At 72.5% G+C, this 21,559-nt stretch carries 16 protein-coding genes and 1 pseudogene; 5 read left to right on the top strand and 12 right to left on the bottom strand.

Features of this window, described 5'->3' with window-relative positions:
- The first annotated feature begins 88 nt into the window (after positions 1-88).
- Positions 89-1,456 carry a glutamate--tRNA ligase gene (gltX, locus tag FH609_RS23910; RefSeq protein ID WP_264372764.1) on the top strand — a complete coding sequence of 456 codons (1,368 nt, stop codon included), beginning with the start codon at positions 89-91 and terminating at the stop codon, positions 1,454-1,456.
- Here the strand turns inward: gltX and FH609_RS23905 are convergent, their stop codons facing one another.
- The 8 genes from FH609_RS23905 to FH609_RS23870 are packed head-to-tail and all read right to left on the bottom strand — an operon-like array spanning position 1,457 to position 10,123.
- Positions 1,457-2,443 (bottom strand): glycosyltransferase, encoded by a 987-nt coding sequence (locus FH609_RS23905; protein WP_139667527.1) that lies wholly within the window; start codon positions 2,441-2,443, stop codon positions 1,457-1,459.
- Positions 2,440-3,054: an HD domain-containing protein gene (locus tag FH609_RS23900; protein ID WP_139667526.1), complete on the bottom strand. Its 615-nt coding sequence runs from the start codon at positions 3,052-3,054 to the stop codon at positions 2,440-2,442. The genes FH609_RS23905 and FH609_RS23900 overlap by 4 nt, the downstream gene beginning before the upstream one ends.
- Positions 3,051-4,772, bottom strand: a complete 1,722-nt coding sequence (locus tag FH609_RS23895; protein WP_139667525.1) for a carbamoyltransferase C-terminal domain-containing protein — start codon at positions 4,770-4,772, stop codon at positions 3,051-3,053. Before FH609_RS23895 ends, FH609_RS23900 begins: the two co-directional genes overlap by 4 nt.
- Positions 4,773-4,795: 23 nt before the next feature.
- Complete coding sequence (locus FH609_RS23890) at positions 4,796-5,569, bottom strand: radical SAM protein (RefSeq protein ID WP_139667524.1); 774 nt, start codon at positions 5,567-5,569, stop codon at positions 4,796-4,798.
- Between the two features lie 15 nt (positions 5,570-5,584).
- A complete protein-coding gene (locus tag FH609_RS23885) occupies positions 5,585-6,703 on the bottom strand; it encodes a hypothetical protein (protein ID WP_139667523.1) in 1,119 nt (372 codons plus the stop codon).
- Positions 6,703-7,812 (bottom strand): radical SAM protein, encoded by a 1,110-nt coding sequence (locus FH609_RS23880; RefSeq protein ID WP_139667522.1) that lies wholly within the window; start codon positions 7,810-7,812, stop codon positions 6,703-6,705. The genes FH609_RS23885 and FH609_RS23880 overlap by 1 nt, the downstream gene beginning before the upstream one ends.
- A gap of 11 nt (positions 7,813-7,823) precedes the next feature.
- On the bottom strand, positions 7,824-8,813 hold the full coding sequence (locus FH609_RS23875; RefSeq protein ID WP_139667521.1) for a D-2-hydroxyacid dehydrogenase: 990 nt from the start codon (positions 8,811-8,813) through the stop codon (positions 7,824-7,826).
- Positions 8,810-10,123 carry a glycosyltransferase family 4 protein gene (locus tag FH609_RS23870; protein WP_139667520.1) on the bottom strand — a complete coding sequence of 438 codons (1,314 nt, stop codon included), beginning with the start codon at positions 10,121-10,123 and terminating at the stop codon, positions 8,810-8,812. The genes FH609_RS23875 and FH609_RS23870 overlap by 4 nt, the downstream gene beginning before the upstream one ends.
- Positions 10,124-10,293: 170 nt before the next feature.
- On the opposite strand from FH609_RS23870, the gene FH609_RS23865 reads away from it, so the two are divergent.
- Positions 10,294-11,262, top strand: a complete 969-nt coding sequence (locus tag FH609_RS23865) for a PepSY-associated TM helix domain-containing protein (protein ID WP_139667519.1) — start codon at positions 10,294-10,296, stop codon at positions 11,260-11,262.
- 61 nt (positions 11,263-11,323) lie between these two features.
- Here FH609_RS23865 and FH609_RS23860 read toward each other — a convergent pair whose 3' ends face one another.
- Genes FH609_RS23860 through FH609_RS23850 form a run of 3 tightly spaced genes read right to left on the bottom strand, consistent with a single transcriptional unit; the run spans position 11,324 to position 14,916 of the window.
- Complete coding sequence (locus FH609_RS23860) at positions 11,324-12,457, bottom strand: bifunctional 2-methylcitrate synthase/citrate synthase (protein ID WP_139667518.1); 1,134 nt, start codon at positions 12,455-12,457, stop codon at positions 11,324-11,326.
- A gap of 21 nt (positions 12,458-12,478) precedes the next feature.
- Positions 12,479-13,384: a methylisocitrate lyase gene (gene prpB / locus FH609_RS23855; RefSeq protein ID WP_139667517.1), complete on the bottom strand. Its 906-nt coding sequence runs from the start codon at positions 13,382-13,384 to the stop codon at positions 12,479-12,481.
- Entirely contained in the window at positions 13,384-14,916 is a 1,533-nt protein-coding gene (locus FH609_RS23850; RefSeq protein WP_139667516.1) for an MmgE/PrpD family protein, read from the bottom strand. Before FH609_RS23850 ends, prpB begins: the two co-directional genes overlap by 1 nt.
- A 217-nt stretch (positions 14,917-15,133) precedes the next feature.
- Here FH609_RS23850 and FH609_RS23845 point away from each other — a divergent pair, with 217 nt between their 5' ends.
- The 3 genes from FH609_RS23845 to FH609_RS23835 all read left to right on the top strand — a co-directional run bounded on the left by FH609_RS23845 (position 15,134) and on the right by FH609_RS23835 (position 19,443).
- Positions 15,134-16,570, top strand: a complete 1,437-nt coding sequence (locus FH609_RS23845; protein WP_139667515.1) for a short-chain fatty acyl-CoA regulator family protein — start codon at positions 15,134-15,136, stop codon at positions 16,568-16,570.
- A gap of 366 nt (positions 16,571-16,936) precedes the next feature.
- Positions 16,937-17,956, top strand: a complete 1,020-nt coding sequence (locus tag FH609_RS23840; protein ID WP_139667514.1) for a glycoside hydrolase family 43 protein — start codon at positions 16,937-16,939, stop codon at positions 17,954-17,956.
- 98 nt (positions 17,957-18,054) lie between these two features.
- Positions 18,055-19,443 carry a glycoside hydrolase family 43 protein gene (locus FH609_RS23835; RefSeq protein ID WP_139667513.1) on the top strand — a complete coding sequence of 463 codons (1,389 nt, stop codon included), beginning with the start codon at positions 18,055-18,057 and terminating at the stop codon, positions 19,441-19,443.
- A gap of 96 nt (positions 19,444-19,539) precedes the next feature.
- On the opposite strand, the pseudogene FH609_RS23830 reads toward FH609_RS23835, so the two are convergent.
- Positions 19,540-21,498 (bottom strand): annotated as a pseudogene (locus FH609_RS23830) (heavy metal translocating P-type ATPase); the annotation flags it as partial.
- Positions 21,499-21,559: the final 61 nt, after the last annotated feature.

Genomic DNA, 21,559 nt, shown 5'->3' with positions numbered 1-21,559 from the left:
GGTGTCTGGGCACATGCTCAGCGTCGGTACCCTGGGGCGCATGTCTACCGTTCCCGTTCGCGTTCGTTTCGCCCCGTCTCCGACCGGCATGTTCCATGTCGGTGGTGCTCGGTCCGCTCTCTACAACTGGGCGGTGGCGCGACAGTCCGGGGGCACGTTCGTGCTGCGGATCGAGGACACCGACGCGGCGCGGAACAAGCCGGAGTGGATCGACGGGATCGTCAGCGCGCTCGCGGCGATCGGCATCCACGCCGAGGACCCGGCGTTCGAGGGGCCGTACTTCCAGTCGCGGAACGCCGACCGGCACCGGGAGGCGGCGCAGCAGCTCTTCGCTGCGGGACGGGCGTACTACTGCGACTGCACGCGGGAGCGGTTGAAGGAGCGCACCGGCTCGGAGCACCTCGGGTACGACGGGTTCTGCCGGGACCGGGAGTTGGCCTACGAGGAGGGGCGGGCGCTGCGGTTCCGGACGCCGGACGAGGGCGAGACGGTCGTGGTCGATCTGGTCCGGGGGAAGCCGGCGTTTCCGAACGGCACGATCGAGGACTTCGTCATCGCGCGGGGCGACGGGTCCCCCGTCTTCCTGCTGGCGAACGTGGTGGACGACCTGGACGAGGGGATCACGCGGGTCATCCGGGGCGAGGAACACCTGTCGAACACGCCCAAGCAGCAGCTGCTGTGGGAGGCGCTCGGCGCGCGGCCGCCGGTGTGGGCGCATCTGCCGGTGATCGTGAACGAGAAACGGCAGAAGCTGTCCAAGCGTCGCGACAAGGTCGCGCTGGAGGACTACCTCGCCGAAGGCTTCCTGCCCGACGCGTTGGTCAACTACCTGATGCTGCTGGGCTGGGGGCCGGGCGAGGACCGGGAGATCCTGCCGTATGAGGAGTTGGAGCGGCTCTTCCGGATCGAGGACGTCAACACCGCGCCGGCCTTCTTCGACGTGAAGAAGCTGACCGCGTTCAACGGCGATTACATCCGCGCCCTGTCGGCAGAGGAGTTCGTCGCCGCCTGCGCGCCGTGGCTCGTCGCGCCGAAGGCGCCATGGCCGGCGGAGGCGTTCGACCAAGCGGTCTTCGAGGCGGCGGCGCCGCTGGCGCAGACCCGGCTTGCGCTGCTGTCGGAGATCACCGCGTATGTGGACTTCCTGTTCCTCGACGAGCCGGTGGAGGACGAGGCATCGTGGAACAAGGCGATGAAGCCCGGCGCCGGCGACATCCTGACCGACACCCGGGCCGAGTTGGCCAACGTCGAGGGCTGGACGGCCGAGGAGTTGAAGGCCGTTCTGCTGGCCGTTGGTGAGCGGCACGGTCTGAAGCTGGGCAAGGCGCAGGCACCCGTGCGGGTCGCGGTCACCGGCCGGACGGTCGGGCTCCCGCTGTTCGAGTCCATGGAGTTGCTCGGCCGGGAGCGGGTGTTGGCCCGCCTGGACGCGGCGGCAGAGAAGTTGGGCGCGTAGTCAGGGGACCTCGGTGAGGAGGTCACCCCAGGCCCTGGTGAAGTAGTCGAGGTCGTACCGGGCCAGGGCCTCGTATGCCGCCTTGGTCTCGGTCTGGCGGGCCGCCGCGCGTTCCCGGACCTGCGTCGGGAGGTGACCGAGGTCCGGGGCCGGCTGGCCGGCAAGTGCGGCGAGGTTGCCCAGGCCAGCTACCGGGCGGATGAGGCAGGGCAGGCCGAGCAGGAGGGCCTCGGCCGCGCAGCGGCTCCATCCCTCCCGCATCTGGGGGAGGAAGACGCCCACGTCGCAGGCGCGGAGCAGGCGCAGGTACCGCTCACGTTCGACGTCGTAGTGCGCGCCGTCGAAGCGGATGGTGTTGCTGCCGCTGGTGATCACGCGCATCCCGGGGGCGTTGGACAGGGCTGCCGAGACCTCCTCGGTGCCTTTCCAGTGCACGGCCTTGCCGGCGTAGACGGCGATGGTGTTCGGGGCCAGGTCGAACTCCGCCCGGCAGTCGGCTCGATCGAAGCCGCGTGCCCGCTCGATCTCGGTCAGGTCGAAGGCGTTGTGGATGACTCGGACGTTGGGGACGCCCCGGGTCCGGAGGAAGTCGGCCCAGTAGGGGGCGACGCAGACCACGGCGGCGCACTGGGGCAGCAGCCGGAAGAGGCGCTCCCACAGCAAGGCCTCGACGGGGGCGGAGTCGTGTTGGAGCGGTTCGTAGTGGTGCAGGAGAAAGACGGTGCGGGCGCGCATCTCGGGGGTGAACAGCAGCAGGCTGAGGTCGTCCCAGACGAAGGATCCGGTGGCGCCGCGCAGTTCTTGGACGGCCGGGGCCAGGCGGGTGAGGTGGCGGAGCTTGCGCCAGCGGCGGACGCGGTAGGTGCGCTTGTGGTCGGGGATGGTGCGCCACTCCACGTTGTCGGCCGTCACCTCGTGAAGCATCCGCAGGTAGACCCGGCCGCCGGTGTGGCCGACCGGCTCCATCGAGTAGATGACTCGCTTCACGGCCGTGCCTTCCGTTGCTGTCGGACGTACTCGGCGTGGAGCCGCGCGCGCATGGTTGCCAGCTCGGGAGTGAGGTGGCGGGCGGTGTCGGCGAGGGGGAGGTGGAAGTCGTGCAGGTTCCGGAGGAATCGGCGGCGCCGGTCGGGGTTCGGCGATGCGCCGAGGTCGCGCAGGTTGTGGAGGCGGTCGGCGAGCCGGACCAGGAGGTCTTCGGGCGGCAGCGCGGCCTGCTTGGCACGCCAACGGGCGTCGTCGTCGAGGGACTTGGGGCGCTGTTCGAGTCGGTGGTCGGCCGTGATGGCCCGCAGACGGGTGGTGAAGGGGCGGCCGAGTTGGTGGCTGATCTCCGTCTCCGCCTCGGGGGCCACTTCCAGGGCGTCGTGGAGGAGGGCGAGGAGCAGGGTCTCGGGGCAGGCGAGGCCGATCTCCGTTCTCAGGAGGGTGACGACGGCGAGCGGGTGGTGGAGGTAGGGGGTGCCCTGGTCGCGGGTGTGGCCGTCGTAGACCGCGCGGGCGAGGCCGCCGGCGACGCGGGCGCGGGACTGCTCGTCCGGGTTCCAGGCGGCGGCGCCGAGCGCGGTCAGGATGTGGTCCGGGTCGATGGGGTTCATCTCCGTCTCATCTCGTACGGGGTTGCGAGGGGGTTGGGCACGTGGTCGGCGAGCAGCAGGGTGTTGCCGACGGTGAGGGCGTCGAGGCCGAGTTCGGCCGCCGCTGCGGCTGCCTGCTCGGCGGTCCGCAGGATCGGGGTGCCCTTGCGGTTGAGGGAGGTGTTGAGCAGCAGCGGCAGGCCGGTGCGTTCGCAGAACCGTTCGAGGAGTTCGCGCAGGCCCTCGTGGTCGGCGGTGACGGACTGGACCCGGGCGGTGCCATCGTGGTGAGTGACCGCAGCGACACGGTCGGCTCGGCACCGGCGGACGTGAGCGACGCGGTTCATGAACGGGTCGCCCTCCGACAGGAACCAGTCGGTGGTGTGCTCGGCGAGGACGGCGGGGGCGAACGGCCGGTAGGGGGCTCGTTTCTTGATCGCGTTGAGCCGGTCCCGGGTGGCGGCGTGGCCGGGGTGGGCGAGGATCGAGCGATGGCCGAGGGCCCGGGGGCCGAACTCCAGCGGCCCGCGTGCCCAGCCGACGATGCGGTGCTGCGCGAGCAACTCCGCCACGGTGGGCACCAGTTCCGGACCGAGGTCAGGCAGGACGCGGTAGCCGGGCGGCACCGCCGTCCCCGGCAGCGGGCCCGGGAGCGGGCCCCAGGCCGCGTCGGTCGGCACCGGCAGGCACTCCTGCCCGAGTTGGTAGTGCCAGCCGTAGAGTGCGGCGCCCACGGCGGTGCCGGCGTCGTGCGGGGCGGGCGCGACGAAGAGCGCATCGAAGCCGCTGTCGGCGGCCAGCCGGCCGTTGAGGTGGGAGTTCAGGGCGCAGCCGCCGGAGAACACCAACGCCGGGGCGTGGGTGAGCCGTTGTAGGTGGCGCGCTACGTGGACGACCGCTTCGGCGAAGACCTGCTGGGCGGCGGCGGCCAGGTCGGCCCGCTCGTCCTCCGGCTGCTCTCGGACGTTGGCGAGGGCCCAGGCGCGGCCGTCGAGCAGCAACGGCGTGCCGCTGTCCGCCGAGCCCCAGGGGTGGGCGATGTGGACCGCGCCGTCGTCGCCGAGCCGGACCAGTTCGCGAATCCTCGGTCCGTAGCGCTCGAGGTCGCCGAAGGCCGCGAGCGCCATCATGCTGCCCTCGGGCTCGTCGCCGGGCGGGATCACCCGTCGGGCCAGGTTCCGGTAGAAGTGCCCGAGGGAGGAGTGGACGCGTCGGGGACCGGTGGGGCCGGGGACGACGGCCGGCGTGCTCTGGTGGAGGCGGTCGATGTGATCGGGCCGCAGGTCGTACCCGGTGATGCGTTCCCGGCCCGGGCCGAAGTCGGAGCCGAGGGAGGAGCCGCCGGCGTCGATGACGAGGCCGGCCGCGTGTTCGTGCCCGGAGAGCAGGTAGCCGGAGAGCACGTGGGCGGTGTGGTGGGAGAGCAGGCGGAGGCGCTGGCCGAGCGGGGCGGGCAACAGGGCGGCGAGTTCGTCCCGTTCCTCGGACAGCCAGGAGCCGGCGGCCGGGTTGGGGCGCATGGAGGCCGCCCACACGAGGTCCACCTCCGAGGAGTCGAGGCCGGCGGCTTCCAGGCACCACCGGAGCGCGTGCGTCGGGGCGCTGAGCGTGCCCTTGCGGGTGGCGTGGTGATGCTTGATGCCGCTCCAGCGTTCCTCTTCAGCCGCGTAGAGGCGGCCGTCTACTACCAGAGCGGCGGCGGTGTCGTGGTGGAAGTTGACTCCGAGAACGGCGGGCATGGCCGGTACCTCCGGGTGTGGGGTCAGGTGGCGAGCGCGGGGACGACGGTTGAGCCCGAGTCGGTGTACTCGTGGCAGCGCAGGCAGAACCGGAAGTGGTGGCCTCGCGGCGCGAACACCTTGGCGGCGAAGTCCTCGTCCCAGATGCTGAACTCGCTGTCGTCCTTCGCCATGGCGTTGAAGCAGCGGTAGCAGGAGCCGTCCATCTCGATCATCAGGTGCTGGTCGAGGTAGCGGTCGCAGAGGCCGCGCAACTCGTTCGCGGGCTGGCCGACATCGACGTGGTGGACGTGGTTGGTGACGTGGATGGCGCCGGTGCTGGCGCAGAGGCCGGCGAGCTGGTCGAGCCGGGTGGAACTGATGCCTTCCAGGACGCTGTTGACGACGACCGTCTTGCCGGTCTCGCGCAGCCGGGGGACGACGGCGTGGACCTCGTCGTAGTTCTGGTGCTCGTCGTCGCAGCCGATGAGGATCTGGTCGTAGGAGCGGAGGGTGGCCTCCATGATCCGCTGGTTGCGGGCCAGGGTGATGGCGTTGGTGCCCAGGACCATGACCCTGCCGGGCAGCCGGGTGCGGGCGAGCGTGCTGAGGGCGGGGAAGTCCCGGTGCACGGTGGGCTCGCCGCCGTTGATGTGCAGCTGCTGGAACGGGATGGTCTCCAGCCGGTCAAGGACCGTGGTGAACAGCTCCTGGGACATGTTCTCGCCCTGGGCGCCGTCGGCGAAGATGCAGAAGTCGCAGGAGCGGTTGCACTTCGTCGTGATCTTGATCTTCGCGGTCTTCAGGATGCGGGGCATGGCGAACTCCTCGGGTCAGGGGTGAACGTGACCGGGGGTGAGGCTAAGGAAGTCCTGGATGGTGGACTGCTGGCGGTGCCATTGGGCGAGGGCCGCGCGCAGGGTGGCGGCGGTGGTCGGCCCCGTCGGGATCAGGGCCGCCATCCGGGCGGCCAGCCGTTGGGCGGGGGTGGTCTCGTTCGCCGCGAGCGCGGTCAACGTCCGTGCGGCGGTGCGGAGTTCCTTCGCCTCTCGGCGGATCAGGTACTCCGTCGCCACGCCGGACGGCGGGGTGAGGTAGTACAGCCAGCGGGCGACGCGTACGCGGAGCATCCCGGCGGTCATCACCCAGTCGGTGCGCACGTGCTGCTCGTTCCGCCCCTCGGGCGGGCCCGGCGCGTCGGGCACGCGACGCATGGCCGCCTCCAGGGCGACGTGGGCGGCGCGGAGCAGGTGGCGCGGACTTCGGCGCCCGGCGTCGGGGCGTTGCTCGGCGTGCTGGAGGAAGAGTTCCGCGTACCGGTCCAGCCCGTCCGGCCGCCACTGGGTGAGGGCGGCCGTCTTGCCGGGGCAGCGGGTGCGGGTCGCCAGGGCGGTGGCGGCGAACCAGCAGGGGGCGAGGTAGTGCCAGGCCACGCAGTGGCGCCGGTACCCGTCGAGGTCCCCGGTCACGTTGTCGGTGCTGTCGGCCGCCAGTTGGTATCGGCCGCCCAGCCGGGAGTGGAGGATTCCCCGATAGAACCGCTCGTCGATCTCGCACCAGGGCGCCATCTGTGCGCGGGACGTCCAGCGTTGGAAGTCTCGGGCGGTTCCGCTGATGAGTGACCAGGTCGCCAGCTCGGGCGCGGCGACGTGCCGCCCCTCCGCTTCGTTGACGGTGAACGCGAAGCCGGGCGGATGTTCCAGGAGGCGCCGATGGGACACCTCTCGACTGACGGCGGCGTGCGCGGCGGCCAGCCGGTGGTTCCAGTCCTGCCAGTCGTCGGGGGGCTGAGGGAGGAGGACGCGGACGTCGATGTCGGAGAACGGGGCCAGCAGGTCGGCCGGCTGCCACTTGTGGGTGAGCATCGCGGCACCGACGCCGTGGGCGTTCAGTTCGCGTTCGTACAGCTCACCGAGCCTCCGGTAGGAGGGTCGTGTCTCGGCCGCCACCATCACCGCTCCCCGGTGGAGGCGCGCGAGCACGAGGGTCCGGCCGCGTCGGTGGGGAGGACGGGGAGCAGGGGCAGGACCGGGGTTCCCTCGGGGCGTTCCATCCGGTCCCAGCGCAGGTCGTAGTCCACGTAGTGGAAGCCCTGCCAGGCGTCGTTGGTGTCGCGGTCGAGCATGGCCTGGAAGAGGTGGGCGAAGGCGTCGCCGAGGGTGCCTTCGGCGAGGTGGGGCTTGAGGGGGATGTCGCGGTTGTGGAGGATGCAGGGTCGTGCCACGCCGGTGGGGGTGATCTTGATGCGGTTGGCGTCGGAGCAGGTGGCGCAGCTGGAGTTGGAGATGAAGCCGATCGATCCGGCCCAGCCGGCGGGGCGGAGGTACCGTCCCGGGCTGCGGACGCCCAGCAGGGTCCTGGGGACTTCTCCGGCGCCCGAGAACCACTCCTGGAGACGCTCGCGGACCTCGGCCTCGCTGATGAACTCGGCGTCGAAGAGGGCCTGCGCCGGGCCGATGTTCTGCAGCTCGATCAGGCGGACGGCGATGGGCAGCTCCCGGGCGAGCTGGGCCACGGCGAACGCGTCGTCGAGATAGGTGCGTTGGAGCACGCAGTTGATCTTGACGCGGAGGCCGAGGGCGAGGGCGGTGTCGAGGGTGCGCCGGGTGGTGCCAGGGTCGCCGCCGCCCATGATCGCGGCCGACCTGGCCGGGTCGAGGCTGTGGAGGCTGAGGTTGAGGTAGGTCAGGCCGGCGGCGTGGAGCTGCTCGACGCTGAGCCCTCGGCGCAGGTTGCCGTGGCTGGTGATGCCGATGGCGGCGCCGGGTCCGAGGCCTTCGGCCAGGCCGGCGATGACGTCGAGGATGTCGGCCCTGAGGGTCGGCTCCCCACCGGAGCAGTGCGCCTTCCTGATCCCCCAGGCGCCGGCCTCGGCGGCGATGGCCGCGTAGTCGCGGGCGGTCAGCGGGCGGTCCTTGTGGCCGTAGTCCGGCATACAACGGGGCTTGCAGAAGACGCAATCCAGGTTGCACAGCGAGTTCAGGGTGAGCGCCAGGTAGGGGTGGTTGCGGCCGGTCGCCGCGAACGCGGCGACCAGGCCTCGCTGGGGTTCGTCGAGCATGAAGCTGCCTCCTATGAAGGAGCGGGGGAAGTCGGCGCCTCGGCCAGGCCGTTGAGCACCCGGCTGGTGAGGTAGCGGTGCAGGTTGTCGGCGAAGAACGCGACGGCCGCGTCCATGTAGGCGCGCCTGAAGACGGAACTCTTCGGCGTGAGCACGACCCGGGGATGGAGCCTCAGCGGGTGACGGGCCGGCAGCGGCTTCGGTTCGTAGACATCCAGGCCCGCGCCGCGCAGGTGGCCGGCGTCGAGGGCGGCGAGGAGCGCCTGCTGGTCAACGGTCACCGCACGGCCGAGGTTGAGGAAGACAGACCCCGGCTTGAACGCCGGGAAGAGGTCGTGGTCGAAGAAGCGGTCCGTGGCTCGGGTGGCCGGCAGCAGATCGACCACCACATCGGCGACGGCGACGGCCTGACGCACCTGTGGCGGGCGCGTCCAGGTGATTCCGCCGCTGGTCGCGGCCGGCGGCGTCCGGCGCACCCCGATGACGCTCATGCCGAAGGCGTGTGCGGCGCGGGCGAGGTGTTCGCCGACGGCGCCGCAGCCGACGATGGTCATCGTCGCCCCCGCCAGGTCGAAGAACTCCTCGGCCAGCTCGTCCTTCCACCACGCCCGGTTCCGTTGGACGCGCTGGCTCTGGAAGAGCCCTCGGGAGAAGCCCAGGACCAACCCCATGGCGTGCTCCGCCATGGGGCGGCCGTGGAACCCGTACGAGCGGGTCAGCGCCACGCCCGCCGCGTGCGCCTCGGTGACGGGCAGGTGATCGGTGCCGGCGGCCGGGGAGGCGATCCAGCGCAGCCGGGGTGCGTTGACCAGCCAGGAGGGCTCGAACCGCCACCCGAAGTAGACGTCGGCCTCGGCCAGGTGACGTGGCGCCCGCTCCTCGTTCACCACGCGGAACGCGACGTGGGGGAAGGCGGCCCGCAGAGAGCGTTCATGCGCGGTGGAGAACCGCCAGAAGGTGTGGCGCGACTCCAGGTTGACCAGCACCACCGTCTGGTTCACCGCTCCGCGCCCACCGTCGTCGGCCCGGCCGCCAGGGCCCACGGCGCGACGCGGCCCAGCGCCGACCGGATGTTGGCCTCGTAGTCGTGGCGGGTGCGCACCAGGACCGTGCCGTTCCTCCGGAGTTTCGTGCGCTCCTGCGGCCGGACGGTCAGGGCGCGGTGCAGGGCTGCGGCCAAGGACCTCGGGTTGCGTGGTGCGGCGGTGAAGCCGGTTCGTCCATCGACCACGGTCTGGGCCAGCCCCCCGGCACTGGTCGCGACGACCGGGCCCGCGCCGGCCGCGAACGCTTCCAGGGGAATGCGCCCGAAGGGCTCCTCGCGCGAGGGAACGACGACGGCGCGCAGGGCCGGGCTGTGCAGCCAGGCCCGAATGGCGGGGCTGAAGTGGCTGATCAGGTTCGCGTTCAGGTCGTAGGCGCGGATGCGCGCCGCCAAAGCCTGCTGGTAAGGCGTCAGGCTTTCGTGACGGTCCGAGGTCACCGCCGCGAGCAGAAGGTGGGGAACGCGCCTCCCCTGCCGCTTCAGGATGTGAAGCGCCTCCAGGAGGTCTTCGAAGCCTTTGGTGGGCACGGCGCGGCCCATGGCGAGGAGGAAGCCGGACTCGGCGCCGGCGGGTAGGGGCGGCAGGTTTCGCGGCCTGGTCGTCTCCTCGTGAACCAGCCCGTTCGGGATGTTCACGACGTTCGCCCGGGGCACGGAGTAGTGGGTGGTGAGGTGATCTCCCATGTGCGTGGAGATGGCCCCGACCCACCCGCCTCGGGCGGTCGCCTCCCGCAGGGCAGCGCCCTCCCAACCGATCCGAGCAGCGTCCCCGCTCCCGTCCAGCAGTCCAGTGGAGCGGGGCACGAGCAGGAGGTCCATGGCTGGCGAGATGTGGGAGGCGAGGCCGAGCAGTGGAGTGTCGAGCCCGATCAGGAGGCATCGGCCCACGCGGCCGGCAACGCGTCGAACCTCCTCCCCCGCCAGGGCGCACAGCGCGCTCGTGCCCTGAACCGAGCCCGGCGGAGCATGGACCTCGGGGAGCGTCACGACCTCGGCCGAGACCCGCCGCAGCAACTCGCGGACCTCGCGGGTCCACCGTTGATCGTGTGCACCGGCTCCCTCGGGGACGCCCGGGGTGATCACCGTCAGCCGCCCAGCCGGCAGGAGACGGCTCAGAGCCGTGAGGAAGGCCCGGTTGCTGAAGCCGGTCCCCGAGGCCGCACCGTGGAAACCCTCGTGGAGGGCCACGGCGACCCGGGGCTGGCCGGCGGCTCTCGACGCATCGGAACGCGAGGTCCGCGAAGCCACCTGCGCGGAACGAACCATCGCCTACCTCCTGGGAGAACGAGAGCGGGGATCGCTCCCAGGACACCGGAGGGGACCAGTCGCGCGGGACCCGATCAACGGGTCAACTCGGTCAACTTCTCCCGGGCACCGGTGAATTGACCGCAGCGGAGCGTCACCATGGAGCGGCGGGGTGAGGGGGGCGGCGCCGCATCCGCCGCACCCTGCTGCCCGAGCGCGGGCTCAAGGGTCGGCGTGCCACGCTGACCTGGCACGGCGCCATCGGGCTGTGGGTCGCCCTCGTCCTGTGCTTCCTCTCCGTCACCGGGCTGACCTGGTCCAGGTACGCCGGCGAGAACATCACCCAACTCCGTGCCGAACTGTCCTGGGAGACCCCGGCCGTCGACACCTCCCCACCCGGCGCCGGCGGGGACTCGGGCCACTCCACCCACGGCGCACACGCCGACGGCGACGACGAACACGGCGAGCACGGGGAACACGGCGGGCACGGGGAGCACGGCGGGCACGGGGAGCACGGCGGGCACGGCGACGGCGCGGCGGAGGCCGACGGGATCACCGCCGGCCAGGCCCTGGAGAGCGGCCGGGCCGCCGGGCTGCGTGACCCCGTCGAGATCGTCTACCCGACCGAGCCCGGCGGCGCCTTCGCCGTCAAGGAGATCCAGGCCCAGTGGCCCACCCGCGCCGACGCCGTGGCCGTCGCCCCCACCACCGGCGAGATCACCGACACCGTCCGCTTCGAGGACTACGGCCTGGCCGCCAAGCTCGCCCGCTGGGGCATCGACGGCCACATGGGGCTCCTCTTCGGCCTCCCCAACCAACTGGTGCTGATCGGCGTCGCGCTCTCCCTGATGACCCTGATCGTGCTCGGCTACCGCATGTGGTGGCTGCGCCGCCCCACCCGGGGCGGCGGCCTGGCCTGGGGGCGACCGCCGCGACGCGGGACCTGGCGCCGGGCACCGTGGCCGACGCTGGTCCCGCTTCTCGCGGTGGCCGCCGTGATCGGCTGGTACGTCCCCCTCCTCGGCCTCTCGCTCCTGGCGTTCCTGGCTGTCGACGCCGCGCTCGGCGCCCGGCACCGGCGACGCGCAGCGGCCGGCACCACCACACCGGCCGGGAGCGCCGAACCGGCCGCCACGGGAGGGGAACGCCCCGACGCCTGAACCCCGGCGGACCACGACGTCGTCCGGCGCGGATGGGCCGCCGCGTCTCACCCGCCGCGTCTCACCCGCCGGGGACCGGCCTCGGGCGGGGCCCGTCGTAGGAGGCCAGCGGGCGGATCAGGGCGTTGTGGGCGAGCTGTTCGGTGATGTGCGCGGTCCAGCCGGTGACGCGGCTCATCACGAAGATCGGGGTGAACGTCGGGATGTCGAAGCCCATCAGGTGGTAGGCGAGGCCGGCCGGGTAGTCGAGGTTCGGGTGGATGCCCCTGCGGCTGATCATGGCGTGCCGCAGCGCGGCGTGCAGGGTGGCCAGCCGGGTCGTCTCGGGGTCGGTGGCGCGGGCCACCAGGCGGTCGAGCGCCTCCTGCATGATCGGCACCCGGGAGTCGCCGTCGCGGTAGACGCGGTGCCCGAAGCCCATGATCCTCCGCCGGTTGGCGAGGGCAGCGTCCAGCCACTCCTCGACCCGCCGGGCGTCGCCGATCTCCCGCAGCATGTGCAGCACGGCCTCGTTGGCGCCGCCGTGCAGCGGTCCCTTGAGGGCGCCGACGGCGGCGGTGACGGCGCTGTAGAGGTCGGAGAGGGTGGAGGTGACGACGCGGGCGGTGAACGTCGAGGCGTTGAAGCTGTGTTCGGCGTACAGGACCAGGGAGATCTCGAAGCAGCGGACAACCTCCGGGTCCGGCACGCTGCCGAAGCACATGTGGAAGAAGTTCTCCGCGTACCCGAGGCCGGGGTCCGGGGGGATCGGGGCGAGGCCCCGGCGGCGGCGCTGGTCCGCCGCCACGACGCCGGGCAGCCTGGCCAGCAGGGTGAGGGACTTGGCCCGGTTGGCGGCGGGGCTGCCGTCGTCCTCGGTGGGGTCCTCGGCGCCGAGGAAGCTGACGGCGGTGCGCAGCACGTCCATCGGGTGGCAGGTCTCGGGCAGTCGGGCGAGCAGTTCCAGGGTGGTGCGGTCCAGCGGGCGCAGGGCGCGTTCGCGGGCCTGGAACTCGCTCAGCTGGGCGGGGGTGGGCAGTTCGCCGTGCCAGAGGAGGTGGGCGACCTCCTCGAAGGAGCGGCGGGCCGCCAGCTCCTGAACCGGGTAGCCGCAGTAGGTGAGGGAGTTGGTCTCCTGGATCACGGTGGAGATCCCGGTGGTGTCGACGACGACACCGGCGAGGCCGCGGCGGATCTCCGGCGTGGCGGTGGTCATGGGCGGGTGCCTTTCGTCGCGTCAGGTGCCGGGCGGCAGGGTGAAGGTGTGGACGGAGGAGTCGAAGGTCGCGTAGGCGTCGTAGCCGAGCAGTTCGTAGAGCCGGGAGCGGGTCTGCATCCGGGGCAGCAGGGACTCCTGGGTGCCCTCCCTGGCGAGGGTGCGCAGCCCGTCCTCGACCGCGCCCAGGGCGAGGCGCAGCAGCGTCACGGGGTAGAGGGCGATGTTGTAGCCGAGGCTCTCCAGGGTGGCCACGTCCAGCAGAGGTGTCCTGCCGAACTCGGTGAGGTTGGCGAGCAGCGGCACGTCGATCGCCGCGCGGAACGCCTCGTACTCGGAAGGGTCGGCGAGGGCCTCGGGGAAGATCGCGTCGGCGCCGGCGTCGACATAGGCCCGCGCGCGGTCGATCGCCGCCCGCAGCCCCTCGACGGAACGGGCGTCGGTGCGGGCCATCAGCACGAAGTCGGGGTCGCGGCGGGCGTCGACGGCCGCCCTGAGCCGGCGGACCATCTCCGCGCGGGGCGTGATGGTCTTGCCGTCGAGGTGGCCGCAGCGCTTGGGGTTGACCTGGTCCTCCAGGTGCAGGCCGGCCAGGCCGGCGTCCTCCATCAGCTGCACCGTGCGGGCGGCGTTCAGCGGCTCTCCGAAGCCGGTGTCCGCGTCGACGAGGACCGGCAGGTCGGTGACCCGCGTCGTCTGCTGGGCCCGGCCGGCGACCTCGACGGAGGTGGTCAGGCCGATGTCGGGCAGGCCCAGGTCGGCGGCGAGTACGGCGCCGGAGAGGTAGACCGCGTCGAAGCCGGTGTCCTGGATGAGCCGCGCGGACAGCGGGTTGATCGCGCCGGGCACGCGCAACAGCCGGCCGGAGGCGAGCTGTTCGCGGAACGCGCGGCGGCGCTCGGCGGGCGTGGTGCGGGTGTGCGGCATCAGAACAGGCCCTTCGGGAACTGGGCGTCGCGCGCGGCGACGGCGTCGGTGTCCACGGTGGGGAAGAGCCCGTCGAGTTCGGCGGCGGTCAACTCGGCCAGGTTTCCGGCGGTGTTCAGGAACGCGTCCTGGTCGGCCGGGGCGACGACGCCCGCCGCGAGGGTGCGGAACTTGGCCTGGTAGGCGGGCCGGTCGAACGGTCGGGCGCCGGCCGGGTGGGCGTCGGCGACCGCGAGTTCGTCCTCGATGACCGCGCCGTCGTCGAGGGTGACCACCGCGCGGCCGCCGAACGCGCGGCGCTCCGGGTCGGGGTCGTGGTAGCGGCGGGTCCACTCCGGGTCCTCGACGGTGGTGATCTTCCGCCACAGCTCCACGGTCGCCGGGCGGCCGGCGCGCTCGCGGGCGTAGGAGCACTCGTGGTGCCAACCCCCGTCCTCCAGGGCGACGGCCAGGATGTAGGGCACCGAGTGGTCGAGGGTCTCCCGGCTGGCCGTGGGGTCGTACTTCTGCGGGTCGTTGGCGCCGGAGCCGATCACCCGGTGGGTGTGGTGGCTGGTGTGCAGGACGATGGAACGCACCCGGTCCAGTGGGCCGGTCCGCTCGCGCAGCCGGCGGGCCAGGTCGATGACCGCCTGGGCCTGGTACTCGGCGGAGTGTTCCTTGGTGTAGGTGTCGAGGATCGCGCGGCGCGGTTCGCCCGGTTCCGGCAGCGACACCCGGTAGTCGGACGCGGGCCCGTCCAACATCCAGGCCAGGAAGCCGTCCTCGCCCTCGTAGATCGGGGAGGGCGAGGTCTCGCCGCGCATCGCCCGGTCCACCGCCTCGATCGCGGCCTTGCCGGCGAAGGCCGGGGCGAACGCCTTCCAGCTGGAGATCTCGCCCTTGCGGGACTGGCGGGTTGCGGTGGTGGTGTGGACGGCCTGCTGGACCGCCTGGTAGACGGTCTCGGTCGGCAGCCGCAGCAGCGCGCCGAGGCCGCAGGCGGCGGCCGCGCCGAGGTGGGCGACGTGGTCGACGCGGTGCTCGTGCAGGCAGATGCCGCGCACCAGCGCCACATGGATCTCGTACGCGGCGACGATGCCCCGCAGCAGGTCGGCCCCGGTGCGGCCGGCGTGCTGGGCGACGGCGAGCAGCGGCGGGATGCTGTCGCCCGGGTGGGAGTAGTCGGCGGCGAGGTAGGTGTCGTGGAAGTCCAACTCCCGCACCGCCGTGCCGTTGGCCCACGCCGCCCACTCCGGCGAGACCCTGGCGTCGGCGCCGAAGACGGAGGCGCCGCGCGCGGCGGCCGGGTGGGCGGCGGCCGGGTGGGCGGCGGCCTGGGCGCGGGCGACGGCGACCGGGCGGCGTGGCAGGGCGGCGACGGCGACCGACGCGTTGTCGATCACCCGGTTGACGGCCATCGCGGCGCTGTCGGCGTCCAGTTCGCGGGGCTCCTCGGTGTTCGTCGCCACGGAGGCGAGCCGCCAGGCGAGCTGCTCCTCGCGCGGGAGCCGGCTGGTGCTGGGGTGGACGCGGACACGGTGCTCGATCACGGGACTCCTCGCGGTTGCGGAACGGTGCTTCCGGTGCCGTCATGATCGACACTGGCCCATCGGGCGACCGCCACGCCACCGAGCCAACCTGTGGAATCCGTACAGCGTCACGCTGCGAACCCGCGAATACTGCGAACGAAGCGAATGCTACGTTCGCAATTGGCTCCCTAGAAGCCGCGAGGAGCCGCGAGGAGCCGCGAGAGGGGAGGTGGGCGCCATGGCGGGACGCGCGGCGGGCCCGAAGGTCTACGCCCACGCCAAGCTGCGCCGGCTGCGCCGCGAGCGCGGCATGAACCAGGTCGAGCTGGCGGGCGCCCTCGGCATCTCCACCAGCTACGCCAACCAACTCGAACAGAGCCAGCGCCCGTTGACGGCCTCCGTGCTGCTGCGGATCGCCGAGGTCTTCGGCGTGGACGCCGCGTTCTTCTCCGACGCGGACGAGGACCGGCTCGCCGCCGACCTGCGGGACGCGCTCGCCGACGAGGCGTGCGGCGTGCCGCTGCCGGCGGCCGAGGAGATCAGCGAGGCCGCCCGGGACCACCCGGAGGTGGCCCGCGCGCTGGTCGCCCTGCACCGCCGCTACCGCGACGCGGCCGAGCAGGCCGCCGCGCTCGGCTCCCCCGGCGGGACGCCCCTGCCACCGGCCGAGCCGCACGACGAGGTGCGGGACTTCTTCTACGCCCACCACAACCACTTCGAACCGCTGGACGCCGAGGCCGAACGGACCGCCGACGCGCTGGACCTCCGACCGGGCAGGGCGGCCGACCCGCTCACGGCGCTGCTCGCCGAGCGCCACCGCGTCCGCGTCGTCCAGGCCGTCCCCGGCCGCGCGGGCGACGCCCGACGCTTCGTTCCCGACGCCGGGCTGCTGTTCCTCTCGCCCTGGCTCAGCGACGGTCAGCGCGCCTTCCAACTCGCCACCCAGCTGGCCCTGTTGGACCACGGCCCGCTCCTGGACCAACTCGCCGCCGGCGCCACGGGGCTGACCTCGCCTGAGTCGTTGGCGCTGGCCCGCATCGGCCTGGCGAACTACTTCGCCGGCGCCCTGCTGATGCCGTACCCGGCCTTCCACTCCGTCGCCGAGGAGGTGCGCTACGACATCGAGCTGCTCTCGGCGCGCTTCGGCGTCGGCTTCGAGACCGTCTGCCACCGGTTGAGCACCCTGCAACGCACCGGGCGGCGGGGCGTCCCGTTCTCGTTCCTGCGGGTCGACCGGGCCGGCAACATCTCCAAGCGCCAGTCGGCGAGCGACTTCCACTTCTCCCGGCTCGGCGGCACCTGCCCGCTGTGGACGGTCTACGAGGCGTTCTCCGCACCCGGCCGCATCCTCACCCAGGTCGCCGAGATGCCGGACGGCAAGCGGTACTTCTGGGTCGCGCGGACCATCACCCGGGGCGGCTTCGGGCACCACGCCCCGCGCGCCGAGTTCGCCGTCGCCCTGGGCTGCGAGCTGCGTCACGCGCACCGGCTCGTCTACGCCGAGGGCGTCGCCCTGGACGACCCGCGCGCCGCCACCCCGATCGGCCTCGGCTGCCGCATCTGCGAGCGCCGGGACTGCGCCCAACGCGCCCGCCCACCGGCCGGCGGACGGCTGACCATCGACCCGGACCGGCGCACCTACGTGCCCTATCCGGTGGAGCGCACCGACCGGTGACGGCGTTCCGGTCGGTGCGCCACGTCGCCGGCGAGGGCGTCGGCGTCCTCGCCTCCGGGCAACACGGTCCGGGCGGCGGCCGGCAACTCCTCGACCACCGACAGGCGTTGACGACCCGTGAGGGCGGCGCTACGGTGCCACCGATATAGCGAACATCGTTCGATATATCGACCACCACGCCCCGACGGGCCGGCGAAGCAACACGCTCTCACCTCGAACACCACCGCCGACCGCGCGGGTGGGATCACCCCCGTCGTCCCCGCGCTCGAAGGCGTCCCGCCGCATCCGGTCCCGCCCGCGCCAACGAAACCAGCACCAACGAAAACCCGCGCCATCGGAACCCGCGCCAACGGAAAGGGCACACCCATGAGAACCGGCCTCCTCCGCCTGTCCGTGCCGCTGTTCGCGCTCGCGCTGCTGCTCACCTCCGTCCAGATGGCGGGCGGGCAGCGGGCCGCGTCGGCGCAGGAGCCGTACACCGGCTACCTGATGGCGCACTTCACCGGCGAGCACCCCGACGGGGAGCAGCTCCACCTCTCCCACAGCGACGACGGCCTGCACTGGACGGACCTCAACGGCGGTCAGCCCGTGCTGCGTTCGACGGTGGGCACGCGCGGGGTGCGCGACCCCGCGCTCGTTCGCTCACCCGAGGGCGACCGCTACTGGATCGTCGCCACCGACCTGCACATCGGCAGCGGCACCTCCTGGGACGACGCCATGAACCGTGGCAGCACCTCCCTCGTGGTGTGGGAGTCGAAGGACCTGGTCACCTGGTCCGAGCCGCGCCTGCTGGACGTCGCCGGCGCGATCGCCGACGCCGGCAACGCGTGGGCGCCCGAGGCGATCTTCGATCCCGACACCGGCGACTTCCTCGTCTACTGGGCGACCAACTCGACCGTCGACGAGGTGCGCAAGCACCGCATCTGGTACGCGCGCACCCGCGACTTCGTCACCGCCTCCGAGCCGCGGGTCTACATCGACCGCCCCGGCGACCAGGGCATCATCGACACCCAGATCATCGAGGTACCCGACGGCACCGGAGGCTGGCGCTACTACCGCGCCTCCGGCGACGGCCAACTCACCGTCGAGGCCGCCGACTCCCTCCTCGGCACCTGGACCCGCCTCGGCGACCTCTCCCACCTGGGTCTGACGGGGAGCGATGTCGAGGGCCCGATGTGGGCGAAGTTCAACGACCGGAACGAGTGGGCCCTCTGGCTCGACCAGTACGCGACCGGCCGTGGGTACCTGCCGTTGGTCTCCCCGGACCTGGGCGACACCCACAACTTCCAGCGCACCGACGGACACGACCTGGGCGACACCCGCAAGCGCCACGGCTCGATCCTCAACCTGACCTCCGCCGAGGAGCAGCGGCTCCTCAGGCGCTGACCGGGCCGAAGCCGAGCCGCGGCGTCGGCCGCCCCGGCCCACCGGCGCCGGAGACGGCCCGTCCGCCCGACCACCCTCCCGCCCCCAAGGAGCCCGCCATGCCAACGCGCCGAACCCTCCTGGCCACCGCGCTGGCCGCCAGCGCCGCCTCCGTGCTGCCGGCCGGGGCCGTCCAGGCGCGGACGTCCTCCGCCGCCGCCACGGCCTACGCCATGGCCTACTTCAAGGAGTCACCGAACGAGACGGACGACAGCTACGCCCTCCACCTGGCGGTCAGCACGGACGGCCTGAACTGGACGCCGCTGAACCAGAACGACCCGGTGGCCACCCCGACGGCCGGCACCCAGGGGCTGCGCGACCCGTTCCTCCAGCGCAGGCAGGACGGCACGTTCGCCGTGCTGGCCACCGACCTGAAGGGGCGCGTGTTCGACCAGAACAACCAGTACATCCACGTCTGGGACTCGGCCGACCTCACCTCGTTCACCGGGTACCGCCGGGTGCACCTGCACGACCTGGCCACCCACGCCTGGGCACCCACCTCCTTCTGGGACCCGGCCCGAGGCGCGTACGCCGTGGTCTACTCGGCCCACAACGGCACCCGGGACGTCTTCCTGGTCAACTACACGACGGACTTTGTCACGATGGGACCGCCCGAGGTCTACTTCGATCCCGGATTCGGCGTGCTCGACGGCTATGTGCTGCCCCGCGCCGGCGCGTTCTACCTGGCCTACAAGAACCTCGACACCGGCTACCTCCACGTGGCCAGGTCACCCGACGGTGCGCCGAACACCTACACGACCCTGACGGGCGGCCTGCGGCAGGGCCAGGCCATCGAGGCGCCCATCCTGGTCGCGTCGCCCACGGACGAGACGTTCTGGCTGTGGGGCGACTCCTTCTCCCCCAGCAACGCCGTCTTCTACGCCTGGGGGTCGGCCGACCTCGACGGCGACACGTGGTCGCCGCTGAACCAACGCGACTACACCGCGCCGATCAGTGCCAAGCACGCCGGGATCACGCCGATCACCGAGGCCGAGTACGGCACCCTGGTGGCGCGGTGGGGTGAACCACGGTGGCGACGGCTCAAGTCCTACAACCACCCGGACCGCTATGTGCGGCACGCGAACCACGTCGCCCGACTCGATCCGTTCCCCCTGGAGCCGCCGGCCGACCAGCAGTGGCGCCTGGTGCCCGGGCTCGCCGACCCCGGGGGCACCTCGTTCGAGTCGGTGAACCTCCCGGGCAGCTACCTCCGGCACGTCGACTTCGCACTGCGCCTGGCCCCGCAGGACGGGACCGCGCTCTTCGCCGAGGACGCCACCTTCCACGCCGAGCCGGGCCTGGCCGACTCGGCGTGGGTTTCCTTCCGGTCCCACAACCACCCGGACCGCTACGTGCGGCACCAGGGCTTCCTCCTCCGCCTCGACCCGATCGACCCCGCGGCACCGCAGGCGGCACGCGAGGACGCCACGTTCCGGATCACCCCCTGATCCGGGCCCACCGGGTCGCCGCGACGGGAGTCGGGGGACGGCGCGGCGGGGGCGGCGCGGCGAGGGCGCCGGCTCACGGGGTGTCCTGGGTGGGGCGGGGGCGGCGGACTCGCGGAGCAGGCGCAGGCCGTTGAGGGCGACGATGACGGTGGAGCCCTCGTGTCCTGCGACACCCAGCGGCAGCGGGAGCGTGCCGGTCAGGTCCCAGACGACGAGGACGGCGATGAACGTTCCGGCGATGGCCAGGTTCTGGATCACCAGGCGGCGGGCGGCGCGGGAGAGTTGGACGACGGCCGGGATGGTGGCGAGTTCGTCGCGGACGACGACGGCATCGGCGGTCTCCAGGGCGAGGTCAGAGCCGGCCCGTCCCATGGCAATGCCCACGTGGGCGGCGGCCATGGCGGGGGCGTCGTTGACGCCGTCGCCGACCACGAGCACGCGGCGGCCGGCGGCCTGCCACGCTTGGACGACGGCGACCTTGTCCTGGGGCAGCAGCCCCGCGCGGACCTCGGTGATGCCGACCTCGGCGGCCAGGCGGCGGGCGGCGCGCTCGTTGTCGCCGGTGAGCAGGACGGGGGCGCGGCCGGTGAGTTCGGTCAGCGCCGCGACGGTCGCCCGCGCGTCCGGCCGCAGCCGGTCGGCGATGCCGAGCACACCCACCGGCGTTCCCTCGGCCAGGACGGTCACGGCGGTGCGGCCGGCTTCCTCCAGCTCGGCCACGGCCGTTCGGTGCGGGGAGCCGGGAGCGTCGGTGAGGAGGCGGTCGGAGGCGCCGACGGTGACGGTCCGGCCGTCAACGGTGGCGGTGACGCCCCGGCCGGGCGTGGAGGTGAAGTCCTCGGCGCTCGCGATGGGCAGGTCGCGTGCGCGGGCGGCGGCGACGACCGCGCGGGCGAGCGGGTGTTCGCTGGGGAGTTCGGCGGAGGCGGCGAGGGCCAGGAGCGCGGCGTCGTCCAGCCTGCTGCCCGGCAGCGGGCGGATGTCGGTGACGTGGGGTGAGCCTTCGGTGAGGGTGCCAGTCTTGTCCAGGGCGACGGTGTCGATCTCGCCGAGGCGTTCCATGACGACGGCGGACTTCGCGAGCACGCCCCGGCGCCCGGCGTTGGCGATCGCGGACAGCAGCGGCGGCATGGTGGAGAGCACCACCGCACAGGGCGAGGCGACGATCATGAACGTCATGGCCCGCAGCAGGGCCGGCTGGAGCGCTTCGCTGAAGGCGAGCGGGACGCCGAAGACGGCGAGCGTCGCGACGACCATGCCGACCGAGTAGCGCTGCTCGATCCTCTCGATGAACAGCTGGGTCGGCGCCTTGGTCTCGGACGCCTCCTCGACCATCCGCACGATCCGGGCGATCACCGAGTCCGACGGGTTCCGCCCGACGCGCACGCGCAGCGCTCGGGTGCCGTTGACGGTCCCGGCGAACACCTCGTCACCGACCTGTCTGGGCACCGGCAGCGGCTCGCCGGTGATGGTGGCCTGGTCGACGTCGCTGGCCCCGTCCACCACCCGACCGTCCGCGCCGACGCGCTCACCGGGGCGGACCAGGATCGTGTCCCCGACCGCCAGGTCCTCGGTGTCCACCGTCTCCTCGCCTCCGCCGGGCAACAGGCGGCTCGCGGTGGTGGGCGCGAGATCGAGCAGTCCGCGCACGGAGTCCGCAGTCCGCGCGGTGGCGACGGCCTCCAGCGCGCCGGAGGTGGCGAAGATGACGATCAGCAACGCGCCGTCCAGCACTTGGCCGATCGCGGCGGCCCCGAGCGCGGCCACCACCATCAGCAGGTCCACGTCCAGCGTCCTGTCCCTCAGGGCCTTCAGCCCCTCCCAGCCGGGCTCCCACCCGCCGGTGACATACGTCGCGGCGAACAGCGCGCTCCACACCCATCCCGGGCCGTCCAGCAGGTGGAAGGGCAGGGCGAGCAGGAACAGCACGAGCGCCGCCAGCGCCCACCGGGCCTCCGGCAGGGCCAGCAGGCGCGTGCGGCGCCGCGACAGAACCTGGTGCGGGCCGCCGGCCGGGAGCGCGGGCGGCTGGTCGAGAACGGAGGACGAGGTCATGGCAGAACGACCCTTCACGGGGCGAGGGCAACCACCTCACCATACAGGAATATATGAACAG

Source organism: Streptomyces sp. 3MP-14 (assembly GCF_006334905.2).
GTDB classification, from domain to species: domain Bacteria; phylum Actinomycetota; class Actinomycetes; order Streptomycetales; family Streptomycetaceae; genus Streptomyces; species Streptomyces triticirhizae.
The sequence above is the reverse complement of the archived record's forward strand: the minus strand, read 5'-3'. Positions and strand labels throughout refer to the sequence as shown.

Bases quoted from the DNA above. Each gene is read 5' to 3' on its own strand.
- gltX (WP_264372764.1), top strand. From the start codon at position 89: ATGTTCCATGTCGGTGGTGCTCGGTCCGCTCTCTACAACTGGGCGGTG.
- FH609_RS23900 (WP_139667526.1), bottom strand. From the start codon at position 3,054: ATGAACCCCATCGACCCGGACCACATCCTGACCGCGCTCGGCGCCGCC.
- FH609_RS23895 (WP_139667525.1), bottom strand. From the start codon at position 4,772: ATGCCCGCCGTTCTCGGAGTCAACTTCCACCACGACACCGCCGCCGCT.
- FH609_RS23890 (WP_139667524.1), bottom strand. From the start codon at position 5,569: ATGCCCCGCATCCTGAAGACCGCGAAGATCAAGATCACGACGAAGTGC.
- FH609_RS23885 (WP_139667523.1), bottom strand. From the start codon at position 6,703: ATGGTGGCGGCCGAGACACGACCCTCCTACCGGAGGCTCGGTGAGCTG.
- FH609_RS23880 (WP_139667522.1), bottom strand. From the start codon at position 7,812: ATGCTCGACGAACCCCAGCGAGGCCTGGTCGCCGCGTTCGCGGCGACC.
- FH609_RS23870 (WP_139667520.1), bottom strand. From the start codon at position 10,123: ATGGTTCGTTCCGCGCAGGTGGCTTCGCGGACCTCGCGTTCCGATGCG.
- FH609_RS23860 (WP_139667518.1), bottom strand. From the start codon at position 12,457: ATGACCACCGCCACGCCGGAGATCCGCCGCGGCCTCGCCGGTGTCGTC.
- prpB (WP_139667517.1), bottom strand. From the start codon at position 13,384: ATGCCGCACACCCGCACCACGCCCGCCGAGCGCCGCCGCGCGTTCCGC.
- FH609_RS23845 (WP_139667515.1), top strand. From the start codon at position 15,134: ATGGCGGGACGCGCGGCGGGCCCGAAGGTCTACGCCCACGCCAAGCTG.
- FH609_RS23840 (WP_139667514.1), top strand. From the start codon at position 16,937: ATGAGAACCGGCCTCCTCCGCCTGTCCGTGCCGCTGTTCGCGCTCGCG.
- FH609_RS23835 (WP_139667513.1), top strand. From the start codon at position 18,055: ATGCCAACGCGCCGAACCCTCCTGGCCACCGCGCTGGCCGCCAGCGCC.